Origin of the sequence: Paenibacillus sp. p3-SID1389 (genome assembly GCF_025151705.1) — a bacterium.
In the GTDB taxonomy this organism is placed as follows: Bacteria; Bacillota; Bacilli; order Paenibacillales; family Paenibacillaceae; genus Fontibacillus; species Fontibacillus phoenicis.
Genome location: NZ_JALXVO010000007.1, coordinates 1 through 18,824, shown reverse-complemented (window position 1 = coordinate 18,824; position 18,824 = coordinate 1). Strand labels below are relative to the sequence as shown.

General features: G+C 49.7%; 18 protein-coding genes, 2 tRNA genes and 1 pseudogene. 3 read left to right on the top strand and 18 right to left on the bottom strand.

Annotation, left to right across the window (positions count from 1 at the left end):
• Window positions 1-23 precede the first annotated feature (23 nt).
• From M3G15_RS04595 to M3G15_RS04580, 4 genes are all read right to left on the bottom strand, one after another.
• A complete protein-coding gene (locus tag M3G15_RS04595) occupies window positions 24-974 on the bottom strand; it encodes a cation diffusion facilitator family transporter (RefSeq protein ID WP_260070211.1) in 951 nt (316 codons plus the stop codon).
• Window positions 975-1,089: 115 nt separating this feature from the next.
• The gene (secF, locus tag M3G15_RS04590; protein WP_050769721.1) at window positions 1,090-1,986 is read right to left on the bottom strand and encodes a protein translocase subunit SecF; all 897 of its coding nucleotides are present in this window, start codon (window positions 1,984-1,986) and stop codon (window positions 1,090-1,092) included.
• The gene (gene secD / locus M3G15_RS04585) at window positions 1,976-3,229 is read right to left on the bottom strand and encodes a protein translocase subunit SecD (protein WP_009224411.1); all 1,254 of its coding nucleotides are present in this window, start codon (window positions 3,227-3,229) and stop codon (window positions 1,976-1,978) included. The genes secF and secD overlap by 11 nt, the downstream gene beginning before the upstream one ends.
• Window positions 3,230-3,349: 120 nt before the next feature.
• Window positions 3,350-3,607, bottom strand: coding sequence for a post-transcriptional regulator (locus tag M3G15_RS04580; RefSeq protein ID WP_009224412.1), 258 nt, complete (start codon window positions 3,605-3,607; stop codon window positions 3,350-3,352).
• A 243-nt stretch (window positions 3,608-3,850) separates the two neighbouring features.
• Here M3G15_RS04580 and spoVB point away from each other — a divergent pair, with 243 nt between their 5' ends.
• The gene (gene spoVB, locus M3G15_RS04575) at window positions 3,851-5,467 is read left to right on the top strand and encodes a stage V sporulation protein B (protein ID WP_009224413.1); all 1,617 of its coding nucleotides are present in this window, start codon (window positions 3,851-3,853) and stop codon (window positions 5,465-5,467) included.
• Window positions 5,468-5,473: 6 nt separating this feature from the next.
• Here spoVB and M3G15_RS04570 read toward each other — a convergent pair whose 3' ends face one another.
• Window positions 5,474-6,142, bottom strand: coding sequence for a DUF421 domain-containing protein (locus M3G15_RS04570; protein WP_397376589.1), 669 nt, complete (start codon window positions 6,140-6,142; stop codon window positions 5,474-5,476).
• 257 nt (window positions 6,143-6,399) lie between these two features.
• Here M3G15_RS04570 and M3G15_RS04565 point away from each other — a divergent pair, with 257 nt between their 5' ends.
• Together M3G15_RS04565 and M3G15_RS04560 are read left to right on the top strand one after the other, a co-directional pair.
• Complete coding sequence (locus M3G15_RS04565; protein ID WP_009224415.1) at window positions 6,400-6,792, top strand: TIGR04086 family membrane protein; 393 nt, start codon at window positions 6,400-6,402, stop codon at window positions 6,790-6,792.
• 83 nt (window positions 6,793-6,875) lie between these two features.
• On the top strand, window positions 6,876-7,733 hold the full coding sequence (locus M3G15_RS04560; RefSeq protein WP_260070209.1) for a phosphatase PAP2 family protein: 858 nt from the start codon (window positions 6,876-6,878) through the stop codon (window positions 7,731-7,733).
• Window positions 7,734-7,865: 132 nt separating this feature from the next.
• Here the strand turns inward: M3G15_RS04560 and yajC are convergent, their stop codons facing one another.
• The 13 genes and pseudogenes from yajC to M3G15_RS04495 all read right to left on the bottom strand — a co-directional run bounded on the left by yajC (window position 7,866) and on the right by M3G15_RS04495 (window position 18,816).
• Window positions 7,866-8,174, bottom strand: coding sequence for a preprotein translocase subunit YajC (gene yajC / locus M3G15_RS04555; RefSeq protein WP_016311151.1), 309 nt, complete (start codon window positions 8,172-8,174; stop codon window positions 7,866-7,868).
• Window positions 8,175-8,212: 38 nt separating this feature from the next.
• Entirely contained in the window at window positions 8,213-9,352 is a 1,140-nt protein-coding gene (gene tgt / locus M3G15_RS04550) for a tRNA guanosine(34) transglycosylase Tgt (protein WP_009224418.1), read from the bottom strand.
• A 36-nt stretch (window positions 9,353-9,388) separates the two neighbouring features.
• The gene (queA, locus tag M3G15_RS04545; protein ID WP_260070208.1) at window positions 9,389-10,417 is read right to left on the bottom strand and encodes a tRNA preQ1(34) S-adenosylmethionine ribosyltransferase-isomerase QueA; all 1,029 of its coding nucleotides are present in this window, start codon (window positions 10,415-10,417) and stop codon (window positions 9,389-9,391) included.
• Between the two features lie 10 nt (window positions 10,418-10,427).
• Entirely contained in the window at window positions 10,428-12,536 is a 2,109-nt protein-coding gene (locus tag M3G15_RS04540) for a SpoIID/LytB domain-containing protein (RefSeq protein WP_311202254.1), read from the bottom strand.
• 47 nt (window positions 12,537-12,583) lie between these two features.
• On the bottom strand, window positions 12,584-13,588 hold the full coding sequence (ruvB, locus tag M3G15_RS04535) for a Holliday junction branch migration DNA helicase RuvB (RefSeq protein WP_260070253.1): 1,005 nt from the start codon (window positions 13,586-13,588) through the stop codon (window positions 12,584-12,586).
• A 32-nt stretch (window positions 13,589-13,620) separates the two neighbouring features.
• Window positions 13,621-14,241, bottom strand: a complete 621-nt coding sequence (gene ruvA, locus M3G15_RS04530; protein WP_009224422.1) for a Holliday junction branch migration protein RuvA — start codon at window positions 14,239-14,241, stop codon at window positions 13,621-13,623.
• Complete coding sequence (ruvC, locus tag M3G15_RS04525) at window positions 14,238-14,741, bottom strand: crossover junction endodeoxyribonuclease RuvC (RefSeq protein WP_009224423.1); 504 nt, start codon at window positions 14,739-14,741, stop codon at window positions 14,238-14,240. Before ruvC ends, ruvA begins: the two co-directional genes overlap by 4 nt.
• Window positions 14,742-15,005: 264 nt before the next feature.
• Window positions 15,006-15,689: a BofC C-terminal domain-containing protein gene (locus tag M3G15_RS04520; RefSeq protein ID WP_009224424.1), complete on the bottom strand. Its 684-nt coding sequence runs from the start codon at window positions 15,687-15,689 to the stop codon at window positions 15,006-15,008.
• Window positions 15,690-15,825: 136 nt separating this feature from the next.
• Window positions 15,826-15,899: transfer RNA gene (locus M3G15_RS04515), tRNA-Pro, on the bottom strand.
• A gap of 268 nt (window positions 15,900-16,167) precedes the next feature.
• Window positions 16,168-16,866 (bottom strand): hypothetical protein, encoded by a 699-nt coding sequence (locus M3G15_RS04510; protein ID WP_260070207.1) that lies wholly within the window; start codon window positions 16,864-16,866, stop codon window positions 16,168-16,170.
• Between the two features lie 45 nt (window positions 16,867-16,911).
• The gene (locus M3G15_RS04505) at window positions 16,912-17,769 is read right to left on the bottom strand and encodes a hypothetical protein (protein ID WP_260070206.1); all 858 of its coding nucleotides are present in this window, start codon (window positions 17,767-17,769) and stop codon (window positions 16,912-16,914) included.
• 349 nt (window positions 17,770-18,118) lie between these two features.
• Window positions 18,119-18,251: pseudogene (locus M3G15_RS04500) on the bottom strand (ATP-binding cassette domain-containing protein); the annotation flags it as partial.
• A gap of 485 nt (window positions 18,252-18,736) precedes the next feature.
• A tRNA-Leu gene (locus M3G15_RS04495) sits at window positions 18,737-18,816 on the bottom strand.
• Window positions 18,817-18,824 lie beyond the last annotated feature (8 nt).

Sequence of the window (18,824 nt, the reverse complement as noted above, 5' to 3'; positions counted from 1 at the left end):
GTCGGTTCTATCCCGGGGCCAGCTTACTGCAGCAAGTTCGGCAAATCACTATCAGCATCGGTATTGCTCTTATAAGGATACCCCGCCTCGTAAGGCCCGACTTGAATCCGAACGTCAGTGACATGGGAAAAGCGGTTGAGCAGCAGCATTTTGGCCCGATTGGCGATATCGTTGGCTTCCATAACGGTAAGCTTAGGATTTACGCTAATCTTGGCGGTCACGGTCACATAATGTCCGTTCTCCTGCGCTTTCAAATCATCTACTGTAATCACGCCATGCACCCGCTGTACCGTCTCGATGAAGGTAGCAGCATCCTCTTCGCGTACCTCCGTCCGAACCGGTCCGTAGATGGAGCGTCTCACCAGCCGATAGACTTGGATCATCACATGTAAGGCGACAAGGATCGCGGCAACCGGATCAAGATACGCCAGGACGGGCACATCCCAGGCTTGCCCTCCCATCGCCCCAAACACACCCGCGAGAACAACTACAGATGAGAACAACGAATGACGATGCTTCTCGACGATCAGCTGCAACTCCTGATCCGACTTCCTGCGGGAAATACGCAACTTGATTTGAAACAACGTTTCCCGCAAAGCCATCGATAGGAGCACGGCTGCCAAAACGAAAGTCTCCGGTGGAGTGGTGTCGCCCTCAACCATGTCAGTGATGGACGCAATCCACAGTTGAACGGTGCCCATCAACAAAAAAACGGAGAAGAAAATCGCCGGCAGCGGCTCAGGCGTCGCTTTGCTTGCGGACGAACCAGCCAGCCGCAAACGCCTTTTTCCCGGTACAGACAGTCTCGCGGCGACGCCAACCGCAACATCGTACGCAGAATATAATGCCCCGGCCAGCAATGTCAGACTGTCGTACAGCAGACCAACCGTCCCCAAAAACACGGCCAGGACAAGATCCCCAACGATCCCGGGCCATGCTGTCGGTGCCGGAATAACAGCTTGTTCTCGTGTCATAATCCCCCTCCTGATGCACGTAAAAGCGGACAAGTTACGAAAGCCGCGTCAGAAGACGCGGCTCTAGCTTTAATTCAGCGAATGAATGGGTGCTTCAATCAGACATTTCGGCCGTTCAGGAAGCTTTAGCCGGTTTATGCTTTTGCTTACTCTTGAGCAGGAACCAGAGCGGGCTTGCGATAAAGATAGACGAATACGCCCCAAACAACAGGCCGATCACCATCGCAAGCGAGAACATCCGGATCGACTCTCCGCCTAGAATGAGGAGGAAGAAGGCCGCCACGAACACCGTCAACGCGGTATACAAGGAACGCATAATCGTTTGCGATACGCTCACGTTCACCAGATTGATCAGGTCCTGACGAGTTTTCGTTTTGGCAAATCGCAGATTTTCGCGAATCCGGTCAAAGATAACGATCGTATCGTTAATCGAATAGCCGATAATCGTAAGTACAGCGACGATAAAGGTCAAGTCAACCTCGAGCCGGAAGATCGAGAAGACGGAAATGACCATAAAAGCGTCATGCAGCAGCGCGATGATCGCAGCCACAGCAAACCGCCATTCAAACCGGATGCCAACGTAAATAATAATCCCGATACAGGAGATCAACACGGCATAAATTGCATTGCGCGCCAGTTCTTTCGCCATTTCCGGGTCAACCGTATTCACTTCAAACGAAGCTTTATCGTCTAATTTGGCAATTTCCGCTTTCAGCTTCGCGTCATTCTCTTCACTTAATACTTGCGTAAATCGGATATTCATCCGGTCTTGTCCAGGACTGATGCTCGCTTCATTCTCCTCGATCCCCATATTTTTCAAGATCGGGCGGACTTGATCGGCCGTCAGCGGCTTGGACAGGGAAATATCCACATTAGACCCTGCTTTGAAATCTACGCTATAGTTCAAACCGAAGAACGCCAAGCAAATGATGCCGGCAATCGTCAAGACGATTGAAAGGGTGTAGAAGTATTTACTCAGATGTATATAATCCAGGTTCTTCTTAAAGCTCACGAATGTCACGCTCCTTCACACCGAAATACTTCGGTTTCAACAGCTTGCCGGCTTTGAGCAGCAGGTTCAGCAGGAAACGGGCGAGATAGATATTCGTGGCGATACTAAGTACGATTTCCACGATGAGCACCAAGGCAAAGCCTTTAACGGCCCCCGTACCATACGCATACATCACGGCCGCAACGATAATCGTCGTGATCTGCGAATCAAGCACTGTACGGAGAGAATGCTTGTCCCCTGCTTTGACCGCAGACATGATACTCTTGCCGGCCCGTATTTCCTCATGAATCCGTTCATTGGTAATAATGTTGGCGTCCACCGCCATCCCAATCCCGAGAATGATAGCCGCAATCCCTGGAAGAGTTAACGTAAAGTCTGCCCAGACGAACACGAGAATGAGCAGCCAGGTATGCACAATCAGGGTAAACGAGGCAATTAGCCCAGGCACCCGGTACATCCCGACCATGAACAGCAGAATGAAAAGAGAGCCAATCAGGCCGGCTTCAATCGTCTGATCCAGTGACTGCTTACCGAGCGTCGCGCCGACGCTTTGAGAATATTTCTCCGTCAGCTTCAACGGGAGGGCGCCAAGATTGATCTTGTCGCGCAGCTCTTTCGCCTTCTCCAAGTCGCCGCCCACACTGATTTGTGCGGACCCGTCGGTCAAAACGGCTTGAACGATCGGAGCGGAGACCAGCTCATCGTTCATATAAATCGCCAGGGGTTGTCCCAGCAAACGTTTGGTGACTTCAGCGAACTTTTCTTTGTTTTTCACTTTAATGCTGACAACCGGTTCATTCATCTGTGTGAATTCCAGTTTGGCACCATTTTCCGCGAAATCGGTTCCGATCATTTCGATCTTGTTGTATTCGTCCGCGTTCTTCTCCGTGCCGTCCTTACTGCGGAACGTCAGCGAAGCCGGCTCCTTCATCGTCTTGCGCACTGTTTCTTCATCGGTAACGCCGGCCACCTTCAAGCGGATCCGGTTCGTGCCTTCCGTCGTGACTTCCGGCTCGCTGGTTCCCAGCTTGTTCGCCCGGTCCTCCAGGCTCTTGGCCGTTTGGATTAAGGATTCCTTCGTGACCTGACCTCCGCCTTCCAACGGACTGGCTTCATATAGAATCTCAAAGCCGCCTTTCAGATCAAGGCCGAGACGTACGTTCTTTAATAGGTCGGGGGTTGTCCAAGCCATGATGCCAAACGAGACAACCACGACGGTTATGAATGTGATAATTCTTTTCATCCCGTACTTCTTTCCCCTTTCAAATTCTCAATATTCCTATTATAGCGATGGCCGAAAAACCAGTCAATTTATCTAAAATTGTCAATTCGATTAACGACCGGCACGAAAAAAAGATCCCATTTAATCCAAACGGGATCCCCGAAAGGCGGACATCGTCATATAGTTCATAAACTGGGTGACTTTCAAAGAAAGAATGTCATTCACCAATTGGTACAAGGGAGGGATTCCCCCCTTCTCGTATTTATGGCTGATACATTCCCAAATGTCAGGTCCGGTCACATGCTCGTACCCGATCAGCCGGAACTCCTCGGCCTTACTGCGACACAAGCTTTCGATTGCCTCATTTAATTGTTGGTCCGTCATTTGTTCTTCAGCCATACTTCCAGCCTCCTTCGAAAACCCGTCTTATTACATTCTACCCTAAATCTTCGAATCCTGCTTGCTCGAGTTGTTCGGTTTTCGAATCTTGCGAAAAAGACAAGTCATGAACCGGGACAGGTCTGTCATATCCATGAAGTGAGAGGTTGTACGCCTCGCTTACGAGTTTATAAGGCAGCAGATTTCTATCGACTTCGCGTATGTAGAAATTACCAAAGTGCTGCCGGGGGAGTGGAGTTTCGATTGAATAAGCAAACCTTTATCCAAGGTACGATGATCCTGCTTGTGGCTGGGATCGTAAACCGCCTCCTGGGCTTCATTCCGCGCATCATGTTGCCCCGTGTGATTGGGGCCGAAGGCGTAGGGCTGTATCAGCTCGGTTATCCCTTTTTTCTCGTGCTCGTAACGATTATTACCGGCGGCATTCCGCTCGCTGTAGCCAAGCTGGTGGCCGAAGCAGAATCCTCGGGTCAGCCCGGGCGCTCGGTGTCGATTTTACGGACAAGCTTAGTATTTACGACGGCAGCCGGCTTTCTGTTTACGTTTCTCTGCTTGTTTGGCGCGCCATGGGTGACCCGTTACATTCTGACCGATGCCCGGGTTTATCACACTTTTATCGCAATGAGCCCGATGATCATCATCGTCTCAGTCTCTTCGGTCTTCCGCGGATATTTCCAAGGGAAGCAGGATATGATTCCCTCGGCGGTGTCGTCCATCATGGAAACGGTGGCCCGAATTATCGGCGTCCTCTGGTTCTCGTATCTCATGCTCCCGATGGGCATCGCCTATGCGGCTGCAGGAGCCATGCTTGGTGTTGTTGCCGGCGAGATCGTAGGCATGGGGGTCCTGCTCTGGCAGTATCACCGCCTGAAGCGGAGGGAGCGGCTGGGAGGCTCTACACCCGGCAATCTAGCAGTGAGCCCTGCCAATGCTGTGAACCCGAATGAGGAAACATCCGCCTCCTCCGCCTATCCGTTCCACGCCAACCTGCGCCGAATTCTGCGCATCGCCATTCCGGTTACCGGCAGCCGTCTGGTCGGCTCGCTCTCCTACCTGCTGGAGTCGATTACAACCGCGCGGAGCTTGGCGATCGCCGGCGTAGGAGTTGGCGTTGCGACCTCCCAATACGGGGCGCTGCAAGGGATGATCATCCCGCTGTTGCTGCTGCCGGGAGCGTTAACTTCGTCGCTCGCCGTCTCGCTTGTCCCTTCGCTGGCTGAAGCGCAGGCACGCGGCGACACCAGAACGATCCACCTGCGTCTCCATCAATCCTTGCGGCTTGCGCTGGTCACCGGCGCTCCGTTCGCCGCGATCATGTTCGTGTTGGCTGACCCGATCTGCCGGCTTGTGTACAACGATGGCACGATCGGAGGCATGCTCAAAATCATGGCCCCCTTCGCCCTTCTGCTGTATATCCAAACGCCGCTGCAGGCCACGCTGCAAGCGTTGGATAAGCCGGGCCGCGCACTCATTAACACACTGGTTGGGGCCATCATCAAAATCACCTTAATCTTCTATCTGGCCTCGAACCCGGCACTAGGCATCTACGGGGCAATTATCGCGATTATTATCAACTTTATCATCGTGACCGTCATGCATGCTGTCGGTGTGTCCAAATCACTGCGTTATCGTATGCCTTACCTGGATATCCTCAAGGTTGGAGCGGCGATGATCATCATGGCCGCCGCCGCGGACTATTTATATAAGAACCTCGTCCTGAGCTCTCAAATGGGCTGGCAGTTCTTGATGGCGGCCTCCCTGTCCGGATTGCTGTATTTAGCTCTAGCCGGAATCATGGGATTGTTTGATCTCCATGACCTTAAGCGGCTGCCTGTCCTAGGCAAATGGTTTCGGAAATAACGAAGGTTATTGTTTTGCGTTCATCTCATTGATATACAGCTTTCCATTATGATCGATACTGCAAAAGAACACCTGCTTGAAATCCGTTAAGCCTTTCATTTGAATCTGATTTTTCAGCCAAAAGCGGGTTTTTCCGATTTTGCGCAAGTTCTCGTCGTTTACCTTGCCATCCATAATGAGCGGCAGCGGGAGTGCTTCATATTTGATTTTTGCCGAGAGGTTGGCATCCTTCTTTTGGGAAGGCTGCTCTCCCCCTTCGGATTTGTCTTTGGGAATCACACTAAGCTGCCCGCTCGTTTCCAACACGGCAAACTCGACGTCGGCAACGCTGTCGATCTGCTGCGAGCGCAGCTGCATCATTAAATCATCTAAGTTGTATCGCTGGCGTTTCATTTCTTCCCGGTTAATTTTCCCGTTTCGGATAATGACGCTGGGCTCGCCATCAAACCACAGCCTTATTTTACGGAAGCGAAGCGACAGCATGGCGATGGCGATTTGAATCAGCAGCAGGGTCAACATCGGTATGACTCCGTCATAAATCGGCCGATTGATATCTTCCAGGGCAAAAACGGCGATCTCTGCGATCATGATCGAGATGACCAGGTCGAAGATCGACAGCTCGCCGATTTCTCTTTTTCCCATAATCCGCATGACTCCGAATACCAAGAAATACATCAGGACGGTTCGGAAAACATGGTTTGCCACATGCTCGACCACGCCAATCCCTCCTCTGGTTACAAGTTCGCACAAAACATGGTATTGGTATTCTGACCGCCGCCTTCCCGTTCCATGCGAAAGATCACAGGTTAAAATCCGGGAGGCTTACATGAATCTTCCTAACTCAATTGGGCCAAGTAGGTCTATCTCAGTTAGCTTGACCATAAAATGTGGTAAAACGTCTGTCGAAGACAGAAAACAGGAGGCTGACCACGATGCATTTGATCCGCCGAATTTTCGGGATGCGTATGTCCCAGCCCACCGTTGCAGGGTTGTGGTATGGATTTTTATGGATGATGATCGGCGCATTGATTCTATCTTTATTGTTGCAAGGCGAAATGGTTGAAGAGTTTGAACTGTCGATGTACACGTATCTGGTGCATGCTGTTGCCGTCTTGTTCGGGGGGATCGTCTCCGGCAAACGTGCCAAACAGAAGGGATGGTATCAAGGCGCTCTGACCGGTGCACTGTACGTGCTCATCTTGCTGCTGATCAGCTTCTTGGCTCTAGATACGTCATTGGGGCTCCGGGAATGGGGATATATCCTGCCGGGGTTTGTCATCGGTGCGATCGGCGGCATGATTGGCGTAAATCTTGGCCGCAAATAACTTAAGGTTTTACGGCGGCCTCCATTCATGGTAAGTTAGACTTAGTCCAATCGACATCATCATGAGGAGGTCGTTCTCGCACGATGGATCATTCCATGTCCGGCATCTCGTGGCTGACCGGGATTTCCGTGATCATCATGGTCTGGGTGAACACGCTCCGCTCGCCATGGCATGCCGTTACTTCCCTATTGCAGCAACTGATCAAATCAAAACATTTGCTTTGGCTTTTACTTCTGATGGTTGGCGTGTTGCTGATAAATAAGTTTGAACTGATCCTAGAAGATCATCTTCCTTTTCATACCGATTTCACACCGTGGGTATTTGGAATTGAGGGACATTTCGTTTCAACGTTTCAAAGCTTGTTTCACTCAACGACTGTAACGGTAATAACAGCTTTCTTCTATCTAGTCATCTTGCAGGCGTTAATTCTTGCATCGCTGGGAATCTATGCGTCCGATGATCGTCTGCCGTTTCTTTATGCGACCTGTTGCACTGTGATCCTCAATTATCTGGCAGCGGTCCCCTTTTATTTGCTGTTCCCGGTGAACGAGGTATGGTCGTATCCGCCGTCAGGGGCTATCTTTTATATGCTAGAGGTTTTTCCAAATTTCGAACAGGTTTACCGCCCCTTGTCCGGTCTGAATAACTGCTTTCCTAGCCTCCACACTTCGGTCTCCGTATCGATGGCTATTTTGGCGATCCGTTCAGGGAACCGGCGCTGGGGTTGGTTTGCTTCAGCTTGTTCATTGATTATAGTGTTTTCAATCTTTTATATGGGGATTCACTGGTTGACGGACATGCTTGGAGGGCTGGTACTGGCTGCTTTGGCCTCCACCATCGGCCTTGCCTGGGGCAACCGCTTGGCGAACTCCGCGCGATCCGGAAACCTTAAGCCGCATCAGACCATAAGAAAAACGTCTATCGACGTACATTCAAAGTAGACAGACCGCGTTTAGCGGAAGTTTTTCTTGCGATATCAGGATGCCAATGCCCCGAAGTTTATACTTTCTGATATCTTAAAAAAGAGCCTGTAGCATACAGGCTCTTCCTATTTGTGTTTGTCTGTAACGCGATTAACCTTCCGACTCTTTAATGGTGTGACTGATCGCGCTGCGGTCAAACGTCAGCTTTGTCACGTCATTCACGCGAAGCACTACCGTATCGTCGGTCAGCTCCATAATCGTTCCATGCAATCCGCCAATCGTCACGATCTTATCGCCTTTCTTCAAAGCGCTCAGCATCGAGTTCCGTTGCTGTTGCTTCTTCTTCTGCGGACGAATCAATAAAAAGTAGAAAACGGCGATCATAATAACAAACGGAATGATCATGGAGATTAGCGGATTACCTCCAGATGTTTGTTGCGCGGCATACTGAAAGAACATGTCATTTCCCCCTTTCCAACATCAAACTGAAACTTTGCTTAAAATCCTTTGTCATTGCCAAACAGACCGTACTGCTCAAAAAATTCATCCCGGAAACTCAACAACCGATCTTCCATAATCGCCTGACGCACTTTACCCATCAAATTGATGAGGAAATGCAGATTATGGTATGTAGTTAATCGCAGCCCAAACGTCTCGTCGGCTTTGATCAGGTGGCGGAGATACGCCCTGGAGTAATTTCGGCAGGTATAGCAGTCACACTCGGGATCCAGCGGTCCGAAATCGTTGGCATACTGAGCATTGCGTACGACTAAACGGCCTTGGCTGGTCATCGTCGTTCCGTTACGCGCAATCCGTGTCGGCAACACGCAATCGAACATGTCGATGCCGCGAATCGCTCCTTCAATTAAAGCATCCGGAGACCCGACGCCCATCAAATAACGGGGCTTGTCTGCCGGCAGCAGCGGAACGGTATATTCCAGCACCTCGTACATGAGCGGCTTAGGCTCGCCTACACTCAGTCCACCAATAGCATACCCCGGAAAATCTAGGGAAGTCAAATCGCGGGCGCTTTGCTTGCGCAGATCCTCGTACATGCCGCCTTGAACGATGGCAAACAGTCCTTGATCGTGCGGACGGGCATGGCTCTGCAAGCAGCGTTCCGCCCAGCGGGTCGTACGCTCCAGGGAATTTTTCACGTATTCATAATCCGCCGGATACGGTGGGCATTCGTCAAACGCCATCATGATGTCCGAGCCGAGCGCATTTTGGATTTCCATTGCCACTTCCGGAGACAGGAATAGTTTATCGCCGTTCAAGTGGGAGCGGAAATGTACGCCTTCCTCCGTGATTTTGCGCATTTCACTCAGCGAGAACACTTGAAACCCGCCGCTGTCCGTCAAAATCGCGCGGTCCCAATTCATAAATTTGTGCAGTCCGCCGGCCTCACGAATAATTTCATGTCCCGGACGCAGGAAGAGATGGTACGTATTGCTTAAGATGATTCGCGCATCCATCTCCTTCAGCTCTTCCGGACTCATCGTTTTTACTGTTGCCTGCGTACCCACCGGCATAAAGATCGGTGTTTCGAACGAGCCGTGCGGCGTATGCACGCGCCCTAACCGGGCTCCGGACTGCTTGCAGGTTTTGATATGTTCATACGTAATTGCTGCTGCCAATCTGATCAACCATCCTCTACTCAAATAAAAATGCGTTTAGTAAATAAACATGGCGTCACCAAAGCTGAAGAACCGGTACTTCAAGTTGATCGCTTCCTGGTAAGCCTGGAGGATCCGCTCGCGTCCCGCCAGCGCGCTGACCAGCATCACCAGCGTTGATTTCGGGAGATGGAAGTTCGTAAGCAGCGCATCGACCAGTCCAAACTGGTAGCCGGGATAAATAAAGATCCCTGTCCAGCCGCTGCTCTTGACGATGGGGCCGCCCTCACATTGCTTAGCCACCGTCTCCAACGTTCGTGCCGAGGTCGTCCCGACGGCAATGACCCTGCCGCCTCTCGCTTTCGTTTCATTTAAGACGTCAGCTGTTTCCTGCGGCAGCACATAATATTCTTCGTGCATGACGTGATCCTCAACCCGGTCCACCGACATCGGCCGGAACGTGCCCAACCCGACGTGCAGCGTGACGAAAGCGATCGTCACTCCTTTCGCCCGCACTTGCTCCAGCAACTCTTCGGTGAAATGCAAGCCTGCCGTTGGTGCGGCGGCTGAACCCTCATGCTTGGAATACACAGTCTGATAACGTTCGCGGTCATCCAGCTTCTCCTTAATATAAGGAGGCAACGGCATTTGGCCCAAGCGATCTAGGATTTCGTTAAAAATCCCTTTATAAGCGAACCGAAGTACGCGTTCGCCCATATCCCCTTCGGACTCGACGGTGGCTCGCAGCTCGTCCCCAAACACGATCACCGATCCGGTTTTTAATTTCTTACCGGGTTTGACCAAGGCTTCCCAGCGGTCCTCGCCCAAGTTTTTGAGCAACAGCACTTCGGCTTTGGCACCGGTCCCTTCCTTTATCCCAAACAAGCGGGCGGGAATGACCCGCGTATCATTCAGCACCAGCGTATCGCCTGGCTGTAAGTAATCCAATATATCGGAAAACTTGTGATGCCGGATTTCCCCGGTCTGTTTATTTAGCGTCAGCAAGCGCGAAGCGGTGCGTTCGGCTAGCGGTGTCTGGGCGATGAGCTCCTCCGGAAGCTCGAAGTCGTATAGATCTACATTCATCGGTATATTCTCATTCCTTAACGATAGACACATTTTGATAGTAGTGTTGCAAGATTTGCCGGTAATCATACCCGGCGTCGGCCAATCCTTTGGCCCCCCATTGGGAAAGTCCCAGGCCATGACCGTTTCCGCGTCCCACGAAGACGAATTGGTTCGACGTATCCACCACGCGGGCTGTTCGATCGCCGCTCATCACAACCAGCTTGCCGCTGGCTGTCGTCTTGCCTGATGCCGACTGAATCGTCGTTGCGGACATAGCTGTACCGGTACCAGTCGTTCCTCCTGCACCTTGTACAGTATAACGTCCCGTTTGCACGATATCAAACAAAGTGCTGGGCAAGCCATTCAGAGCAGAGCGATACGTATCCGGATATTTGACGTTCAGCGGCTGTCCATTGGCTTTGACCTGCGTCACGCGTCCGGATGGGCCCCGCTGGCTGACCTCCAGATTGGATATCGAGGAAGGGACGTCGGAGGTCGTTTTCCCCTTTAGAGACTTCACCAGTTCATCGGAGGTATATGGTCCGCGAATCCATGCATAGGAGCTGGATTCAGGCACCTTGTCCAATACGATGGCTTGGTCGCCTGGATTCAGCTTCGCCAGGGGATCCACATCCGATTGAATGAGCGGCAGCTTCCGGACCAGTACATTGCTGGTCGTCACCATCAGCTTCTGCAACCCTGCCGGATTCGTCCCGTTGACGACGGTATTATCTTCACGGACGTATCCCGTGATCCCGCTCGACAACAGCACATAATACCACGATTTTAATGAGGCTTGCGCAGATTCGTCCCCGTCGCTGGGAACGCTGGAATAGATCGGATTCACATTCCCCCAAACCTCAACCGAATCCGCCGTCACCCCGCCGCTGTTCGACGCAAAGATGCCTTCTACAATTTGTCCGTTTGACGATACCAGCACTTCTCCTGCCGTAGCATCCACCGCTTGAACGATGCTGGCGACCTCTTTTTCCGTCCCATTGTAGACTTGGCTTAAAGTCGTATCCACCAGGCCGGCTACCTTAAACTTATTGAGCCCTGCATTATACAGCGCATAGCTGCGTGCCGCAACCGCCTGGGCCTTCAACGCCTCCTGCGGCCAAGACGATGGAACTTCACCGGCGACAACAGAATACAGGTATTGCTCTAACGGCAGCTCGTTGACGAGCGCCAGTTGGCCGTTCACTTTACTGATCTCAAAATCTCCGCGGTAGCTGCGCCCCGAACGCTCCACCACCTGGATCGGCGAATTGCCGTTATCCCGAAGCGTCAATTTGGTGCCTTCTCCGCTTAACTCATAATGGTCAACGCCTGCCGGAGCCTCCAAATTTAGCGTCACGTCCCGGTGCAGGAGTAATGCAGGGACATTTTCATTAACTGGCGCTAAGGAAAGATTCGGATGGAGTCCGGCCAGCTCGGTTTGGAGCGCGGACTGCTCGGAGGCACTTAACGCGCCGCCGACCCATACCGCATATTGCCCGGGGCCGGTCATCGCCACTACCGCCTCCGCATGCTGGGCGGACAGCGTTTGGCGAAGATTCTCGGCTTCCGCCTGACTTGCAAACGAACCGGCGGACACGTACAGAGGGCCGCGTGCTTCGGCTTTAGCGCCTTTTAAGGATGCAGACAGCGTTTGGCTGACCCGATCCGCTGCTTTTTGCGCTTCCTCTGCACTGGCGTAAGGGCCTGTATAAACGCGGTAGATTGTGCTTCCCGCTTGATTTACGGCATAAGCCACCGGACGGTCTGACGTGGCTTGCAGCTTCTTGACCGCAGCAGCGACCGTTGCCCAATCCGCAGATTCCAATGCTTTAACCTTATATCCATTGACGCTAAATCTCGTCGTAGCCCCCGCTCCCAGCTGCAGCCAAGTCTCCGGCGCCGAACTGCCCGCCAAGATTACCTCTGCCGCTGCCGCCGTTTTTAAAGTAACAGCTGGAGTTGTCGATTTATAGGTGCTGCCCAAGTCCAGGTACATCGCTACGCGGACGCGAGATGTATCCGAATCGTCAGCCGCTGCCGGCAGCTGAAAAGCCCCAGCTAACAGCAAACCCGCAACAATTCCTTTTCCCCATCGGGCTAACGAAAATGCTCGTCTCGTTCGTGTTGTACGTTTCAAACCTGCTTCTCCCCCTTTATGATGCCTTCGAGCCAAGTTCACAAATGCTAAGGTGTCTCGGGCATCGGCAGACCTAAATGCTGATAGGCTGCCGGCGTGACCACCCGTCCTCGCGGCGTCCTCTGCAGAAATCCGATCTGCAGCAGGTAAGGTTCATACACGTCCTCGATCGTCTGACTCTCTTCACCGATGGTTGCGGCGATGGTATCCAGCCCGACGGGGCCGCCGCGAAAGCTCGTAATCATCGCCCGCAGCATTTTGTGGTCGATCAAATCCAGCCCCATAGGATCAACCTGCAGCATTTTCAGCGCTTCTTTGGCAATTTCTGTGGTAATCATGCCATCGCCCCGCACCTGCGCATAGTCGCGCACGCGCTTCAACAAGCGATTTGCAATCCGCGGCGTTCCCCGCGAACGAAGCGCGATTTCCGTCGCCGCATCCCCAATCATTTCGATGCCGAAAATATCCGCGCCTCGCGACACGATATAGCTAAGTTCGTCGATGTTATAGAACTCGAGGCGGCTGACGACCCCAAAACGGTCTCGTAGCGGCGCCGACAGGAGCCCTGCCCGCGTCGTAGCGCCAACGAGCGTAAAAGGCGGCAAGTCCAGCCGAACCGACCGCGCACTTGGCCCCTTGCCGATCATAATATCCAGCGCAAAATCCTCCATCGCCGGATATAGCACTTCCTCCACCGTCCGATGCAGCCGGTGAATCTCGTCGATAAACAGGACGTCGCCTTCCTGCAGATTGGTCAGCAGCGCAGCCAAATCCCCCGGCCGCTCAATGGCCGGTCCCGAGGTCGTGCGCAAATTCACGCCCAGCTCGTTGGCGATAATGTTAGCCAGCGTCGTCTTGCCGAGTCCTGGCGGTCCATAGAGCAGCACGTGATCCAGCGCTTCTTTGCGCATTTTTGCCGCTTCGATATATATTTTTAAATTTTCCTTGATCTGGTTCTGTCCGATATACTCCGCCAAATAACGCGGCCGCAGGCTTAACTCCACCGCCTGGTCCTCCAGCATTAAATTCGCGGAAATAATCCGGTCCTCCATCATGCGCTACGCTCCCCTTCCTGTCCTCATCCTCAGCCGGCGTACAGCAGCTTGAGCGCCTTCTTCATGACGGAATCTACCGCCTCGTCCGGCCCGACATCGTCCTTCAGGCGATGCCATACCTTGTCCAGCTCTGCTTCGGTATAACCCAGTGCTTTCAGGCCTTCGCGGGCCTCCGGCCATCCCGGATTACCGTCATCCCCCAAGGTCTCGCCAACATCCGCAGGCACCGGATCAAACAACGTACCTCCGACGCCCTCCAGCTTGTCCTTCAGGTCCAAAATCATCCGCTGCGCCGTCTTCTTCCCAATCCCGGGCAGCTTGGTCAAAAAGGAGACATTCTCCTGATGAATCGCCGCCACAACATGGTCCGGGCTCCCGCCGCTCAAAATCCCCAGCGCGACACGCGGGCCGATCCCGGATACCTCAATCAGCTTGCGGAACAGCTTCTGCTCCTCACGAGTGGGGAATCCAAACAACAGAATCGCATCTTCACGCACATGGTGATGGGTGTAGATCGTCACCGTTTCCTGTCCTTTGGCTGCAAAAGCGTACGGATTCGGACAAAACACCCGATACCCTACCCCCTGTACATCCAAGACGACGTACTCTGTTTCCAAATGGGCAATCTGGCCCCGCAAAAAATCGATCATGAACGCAATACCTCGTTTATTTTAGAGTTTAAAGTATACGAATGCGCATGGCAGATCGCCACGGATAACGCATCCGCCACGTCGTCGGGCTTCGGAATCGCCTGGAGCTTCAGGAACATGCGCGTCATCTCCTGCACCTGGCGCTTCTCCGCCTTCCCGTAACCTACGATCGCCTGCTTCACCTGCATCGGGGTGTATTCCGCAATCGGAAGCCCCTTCTGTGCCGCAGCGAGCACCAACACGCCCCTCGCTTGACTGACCGACATCGCCGTCGTAACGTTCCGATTAAAAAACAGCTTCTCGAACGCCACCGCATCCGGCTTATATTTGTCAATCAACTGAACCATCGCCTCATAGACATGCATAAGCCGTTCTTCCTCGGGCGTATGGGCCTCGGTTTGGATGCAGCCGTACTGCACCGGCGTGACCCTATTGCCTTGTTTATCGATAAATCCGAACCCGACAATCGCAATGCCAGGGTCAATTCCAAGTATCCGCAAGGCTCATCTCCCCCTATCGTTGCTATAACTCCCCCTTGATCCTCGGATGGAGCCCTGTCCTACATAAAGCGAACATATGTATTCACTTTATTATAGCAAAAGATCGGTCAAGATTGAGGAAAAACTTATTTGCAGGTGAAAAAAGTGTAATTAACGCTGGCAAAATAAAAAGAGGGACGTCCCTCCGTTATCTACGATAACTTCATGAGACACCCTCTTCTGGTTGTTCTATTATTCATTCAGCGATAATAAGCGAGCAGCGTTTTAAGGCTGTTCCTCCTGCTGCATGACTCTCTCCGACGGTTCAATCGCGAAATCGCTGAAGGTGGACAGTACACTATTGTATTCCTCAACATCCTGAATACGAATCCCTTGCCGCAACTGCTGGATTACTTCTGCCGGCAAAGCGCTCTCCATCATTTCCACGTCGATCTGAAAAAAAGTACGAACTGCCTTTTCCTTCTTCGGCGGACCGTCAAATAACGTTAAGTTGCCATCCTTGTCCAAGCCGATGTATCCTTGCGTTTTGCAGTCTTCGGAAAGACCATCGATTTTCTCTTCGATCCAAACGTCGCCCCCTGCGCCAAGTCTGCCTTTCCATGTAGGGTGATCCTTCATCAACTCAGCGATTTCATTGGGGGTCATAATGCCGAGAACACTGCTTTCTTCACCACAGGTGTATATTTTCGTCAGATGGACGATTCTCGATTTCCCCTCTTCCAGATCCGATAACCATTCGTTATCGGCATCCGGAGCAGCTTCTTGCCACATTCCCAGGGTTTCGATCGCCATCGGTTCACGAGCCATCAACTTCTCCATTTGATCGGATAATCGAAGCCCCATCCAGGCCATAACCGCAATCAGTGCCAAGGCGCTGGCGGTCCATATGGCGCGTCTCCATCTTCTCCATCGTTTTTTCAGATGTTTTTTGATTTGGAAGATATTCACGGTTATCCCCTTCTATCGGACTTTTGTCTCTATTTTGACCGATAGTGGGAGCCTTTATTCAATTCTCGAAAACGGCGGCATCCCATTCTTAAACATTAAAAAAGCAGCCATCCGTTAAGATGACTGCTTCCATGGATCGGGACGACACGATTCGAACATGCGACCCCCTGGTCCCAAACCAGGTGCTCTACCAAGCTGAGCTACGTCCCGTAATCAAGTGTTTTACCGATTCTAAAAAATCGGGCCACTCTTTCTATTATATCGACTTCGACATAGAAGTCAAGCATTAATATTCGATTTTATTCGTTATTATCTATTCCCCTGAAGGTACAAATGATATCAGCTTTGCAGCATTTGAGTATGGTGATATTATCGTGACTCATGATGGCAACGTTCTTTGGAATAAACTGGATTACTCTTTAACCAGCGCCGCATTCAGACGTATCGTCACTTCTTGCGAGTCGATACCTTATAAGCGTTATTCAGGTGCTATATAATAAAGACCATCATCACCCAATTGTAATAAGTAGTCGGTATCAGCTGCTGTAATCAAAACTTCATTCCCATTGTCCCTTATTTCTTTATAATAGATGTGTCCATCGTGATAATATAATACTTCACTTGCTTCATCATATTGAAAATTGTCAGTCAACCTTTCTTTATTAATCAAAGAACTCCAGTCTAGGGTTTGTCCATCCTCGATCTCAATCTTAAATATGTGGATACCTGTTATATTCGTTATTTTATAATCAGTGGCATAAACATAATAAAGGTGTTCGTCCCGCCTTTTTATATCTTCAATCCGCATACTCCCTCGACTGTCGATGATCTCGACCAGATCGTTATAGACCACAATGTGAAAACTCTCCCTACCACTGGAGCCGTAAAACTCCGGATTTTCAATGTACTGAATTACTTTTAAGGAATCAGCTTCAAAAAATGAAAAGAAATTTGATATTTCTTCTATCTCTTTAATAGAAAACTGTGGATTTTCCCTTAATCTATCGGCTAGTGTGTTCATGATCTTTGTTTTCTCTGAATCCTCTACTTCTCCTCTATCCCACCTGTTGAATAATGCTTGAAGATCTTCTTGTCCTCGCTTTGGATCAGAGTTGATATAATAAAGTACGCCTATTAAAATCAGACAACTTACAATAGCAATTAAAATTTTTTTCATTTATTATAAAAAATCCTCTCGCATGTGTTTTTTCTTTATTCATATTCAATCATACCAGCTACTCCACCAGCCTTCAAAGACTTTCAGGAATAAATAGTTTCCGCCACCTATTGTCGGTAATAAAGAATAGTCAATTACATGTGGAGTATACGTATACAATACCCATGCTGGAAAAGTGTCCACCTGTATTTTCCCAGCATAAGTCACACCACCAGATGTTTTTGATACACCGCCATTAACAGTCAAAAACACATCTAGCTTGGAATCATGCAGCCACTTATCATACATCCACGCACTGGCAAGTTCGACCTGCTTATCAAAACCGGTGTACGTGGTAATATCCCCACTATCCGTCGCTCCATAGCCCATAGCGTAATGAAATGCTCTTCTGTTAACGTTAGTATCTGTACTGGTAACTAGACTGCTTTCTTTCTGTAGGGTAACCAGTATCACTCGAGGATTAATACCCGCATTCTTTGCTGCATCACTAATAACCTTTGAAGGTTTTACTGTTCTACCAGTATCATAAGCATTACCACTAGAATTGATAGCGTAAATCTTAATGTTATTCCTTAAAACAGAATTTTTACTTGTAAGGAAACTCTGAATTTCACTTTCAGTCATTGCGTCGTCATTGTTGTAAAGAAAATCACTTGAGGATAATAGTGAATTCATCCTTTTGCCGGCAACATAATAATCAACAACTGCAAAAGGAGTAACAGAACTATTCTCGAGACTATTAACAGTGGAACTGTCAACTAGCCCTTGGGAATATTGTTTAGCTATTTCATCTTTCAAAGTTGTTTCTGCATTGCTGAATTTTCCAAGATTTATTTGATACAGCTGTTTCTCCCGAAAGTCCGTCAGAATGGATTTCATTTTTAATTCGGCCGCTTTCATCATAAATCATAATGTTCTCATTAATAAGATTGGCCTTATTTTGTTTCAAATTCTTTGGTAGGGAGTCATAAACAGCAGAAATTTCATCTAATGTACTTTTTGAAAGATTCGTTTCCGATGCATAAACACCTGAATTAAGACTAAGAAATAATAAAGATGCCAAAAGACTAAATACAGTTAATGCTTTCATCTTTTTTGAGATCACTGTTTTTCACCTCTTTAAAAGTTTTCATTCCAACTAAAAAACAACACATCTAACCCTACAAGAAAATCTAAATCTATCTTTTTAGACTAAGTCCCTCTTCTCTAAAAGCCTACTCTATCAACTATGTACAAAACATTTTTTTATCTTATATATTTTTACTATACCGCTATCTTTTGGATACTACTCCCAGGATTACTTTGAATGTCGTTGATTTGCCTGCCCCGTTATCACCAATAAACAACCCGATTATTGATCCGGCCGGCACATTAAAGCTAACATCTTACAACATCGACGCAAGACAGAAACTGCAAATTAAGATTTGATTTCAATATTTTTTGTCAAACATTATTACATCAATAGAAAATATATCCATTTAAATCAAATAAATCGCAATAATAATTGCTTATGAAATTCATACTACCCATTTATAATTTCTGCTACAATTTCTGGTTCCTGGCTATCTCCGCCAATTACTGAAGAAACCAAATTTCTTTTCATTTGTATATTCAAAAGTAGACGGCTTAACCAAGTAACCGTCAATGCACAATTTCTCGTACGCTTCAGCGCTACTGCCGAACATTAACTCAAGTAAGTTATTGTGCCAGCTATATCAATTTTCACTGGGTGACTTTTGTATCGTTTCCTCCTGAGCTCTTCGATGCCATTTGGTATTGTAATTATTAAACTTAAGATCATCTCACGTTGTAACAAAAAAAGCAGATTTATTAAATCACGAATCGTGATTTAATAAATCTGCTTGTTTGATGCCGGTGAAGGGACTCGAACCCCCACGGTTTCCCTCACGATTTTGAGTCGCGCGCGTCTGCCAATTCCGCCACACCGGCAAAGGGAA

Bases quoted from the DNA above. Each gene is read 5' to 3' on its own strand.
- M3G15_RS04595 (WP_260070211.1), bottom strand. From the start codon at position 974: ATGACACGAGAACAAGCTGTTATTCCGGCACCGACAGCATGGCCCGGG.
- secD (WP_009224411.1), bottom strand. From the start codon at position 3,229: ATGAAAAGAATTATCACATTCATAACCGTCGTGGTTGTCTCGTTTGGC.
- M3G15_RS04580 (WP_009224412.1), bottom strand. From the start codon at position 3,607: ATGGCTGAAGAACAAATGACGGACCAACAATTAAATGAGGCAATCGAA.
- M3G15_RS04570 (WP_397376589.1), bottom strand. From the start codon at position 6,142: ATGTATTTCTTGGTATTCGGAGTCATGCGGATTATGGGAAAAAGAGAA.
- M3G15_RS04565 (WP_009224415.1), top strand. From the start codon at position 6,400: ATGCATTTGATCCGCCGAATTTTCGGGATGCGTATGTCCCAGCCCACC.
- M3G15_RS04560 (WP_260070209.1), top strand. From the start codon at position 6,876: ATGGATCATTCCATGTCCGGCATCTCGTGGCTGACCGGGATTTCCGTG.
- yajC (WP_016311151.1), bottom strand. From the start codon at position 8,174: ATGTTCTTTCAGTATGCCGCGCAACAAACATCTGGAGGTAATCCGCTA.
- queA (WP_260070208.1), bottom strand. From the start codon at position 10,417: ATGAATGTAGATCTATACGACTTCGAGCTTCCGGAGGAGCTCATCGCC.
- ruvB (WP_260070253.1), bottom strand. From the start codon at position 13,588: ATGGAGGACCGGATTATTTCCGCGAATTTAATGCTGGAGGACCAGGCG.
- ruvA (WP_009224422.1), bottom strand. From the start codon at position 14,241: ATGATCGATTTTTTGCGGGGCCAGATTGCCCATTTGGAAACAGAGTAC.
- M3G15_RS04510 (WP_260070207.1), bottom strand. From the start codon at position 16,866: ATGAAAAAAATTTTAATTGCTATTGTAAGTTGTCTGATTTTAATAGGC.
- M3G15_RS04505 (WP_260070206.1), bottom strand. From the start codon at position 17,769: ATGATGAAAGCGGCCGAATTAAAAATGAAATCCATTCTGACGGACTTT.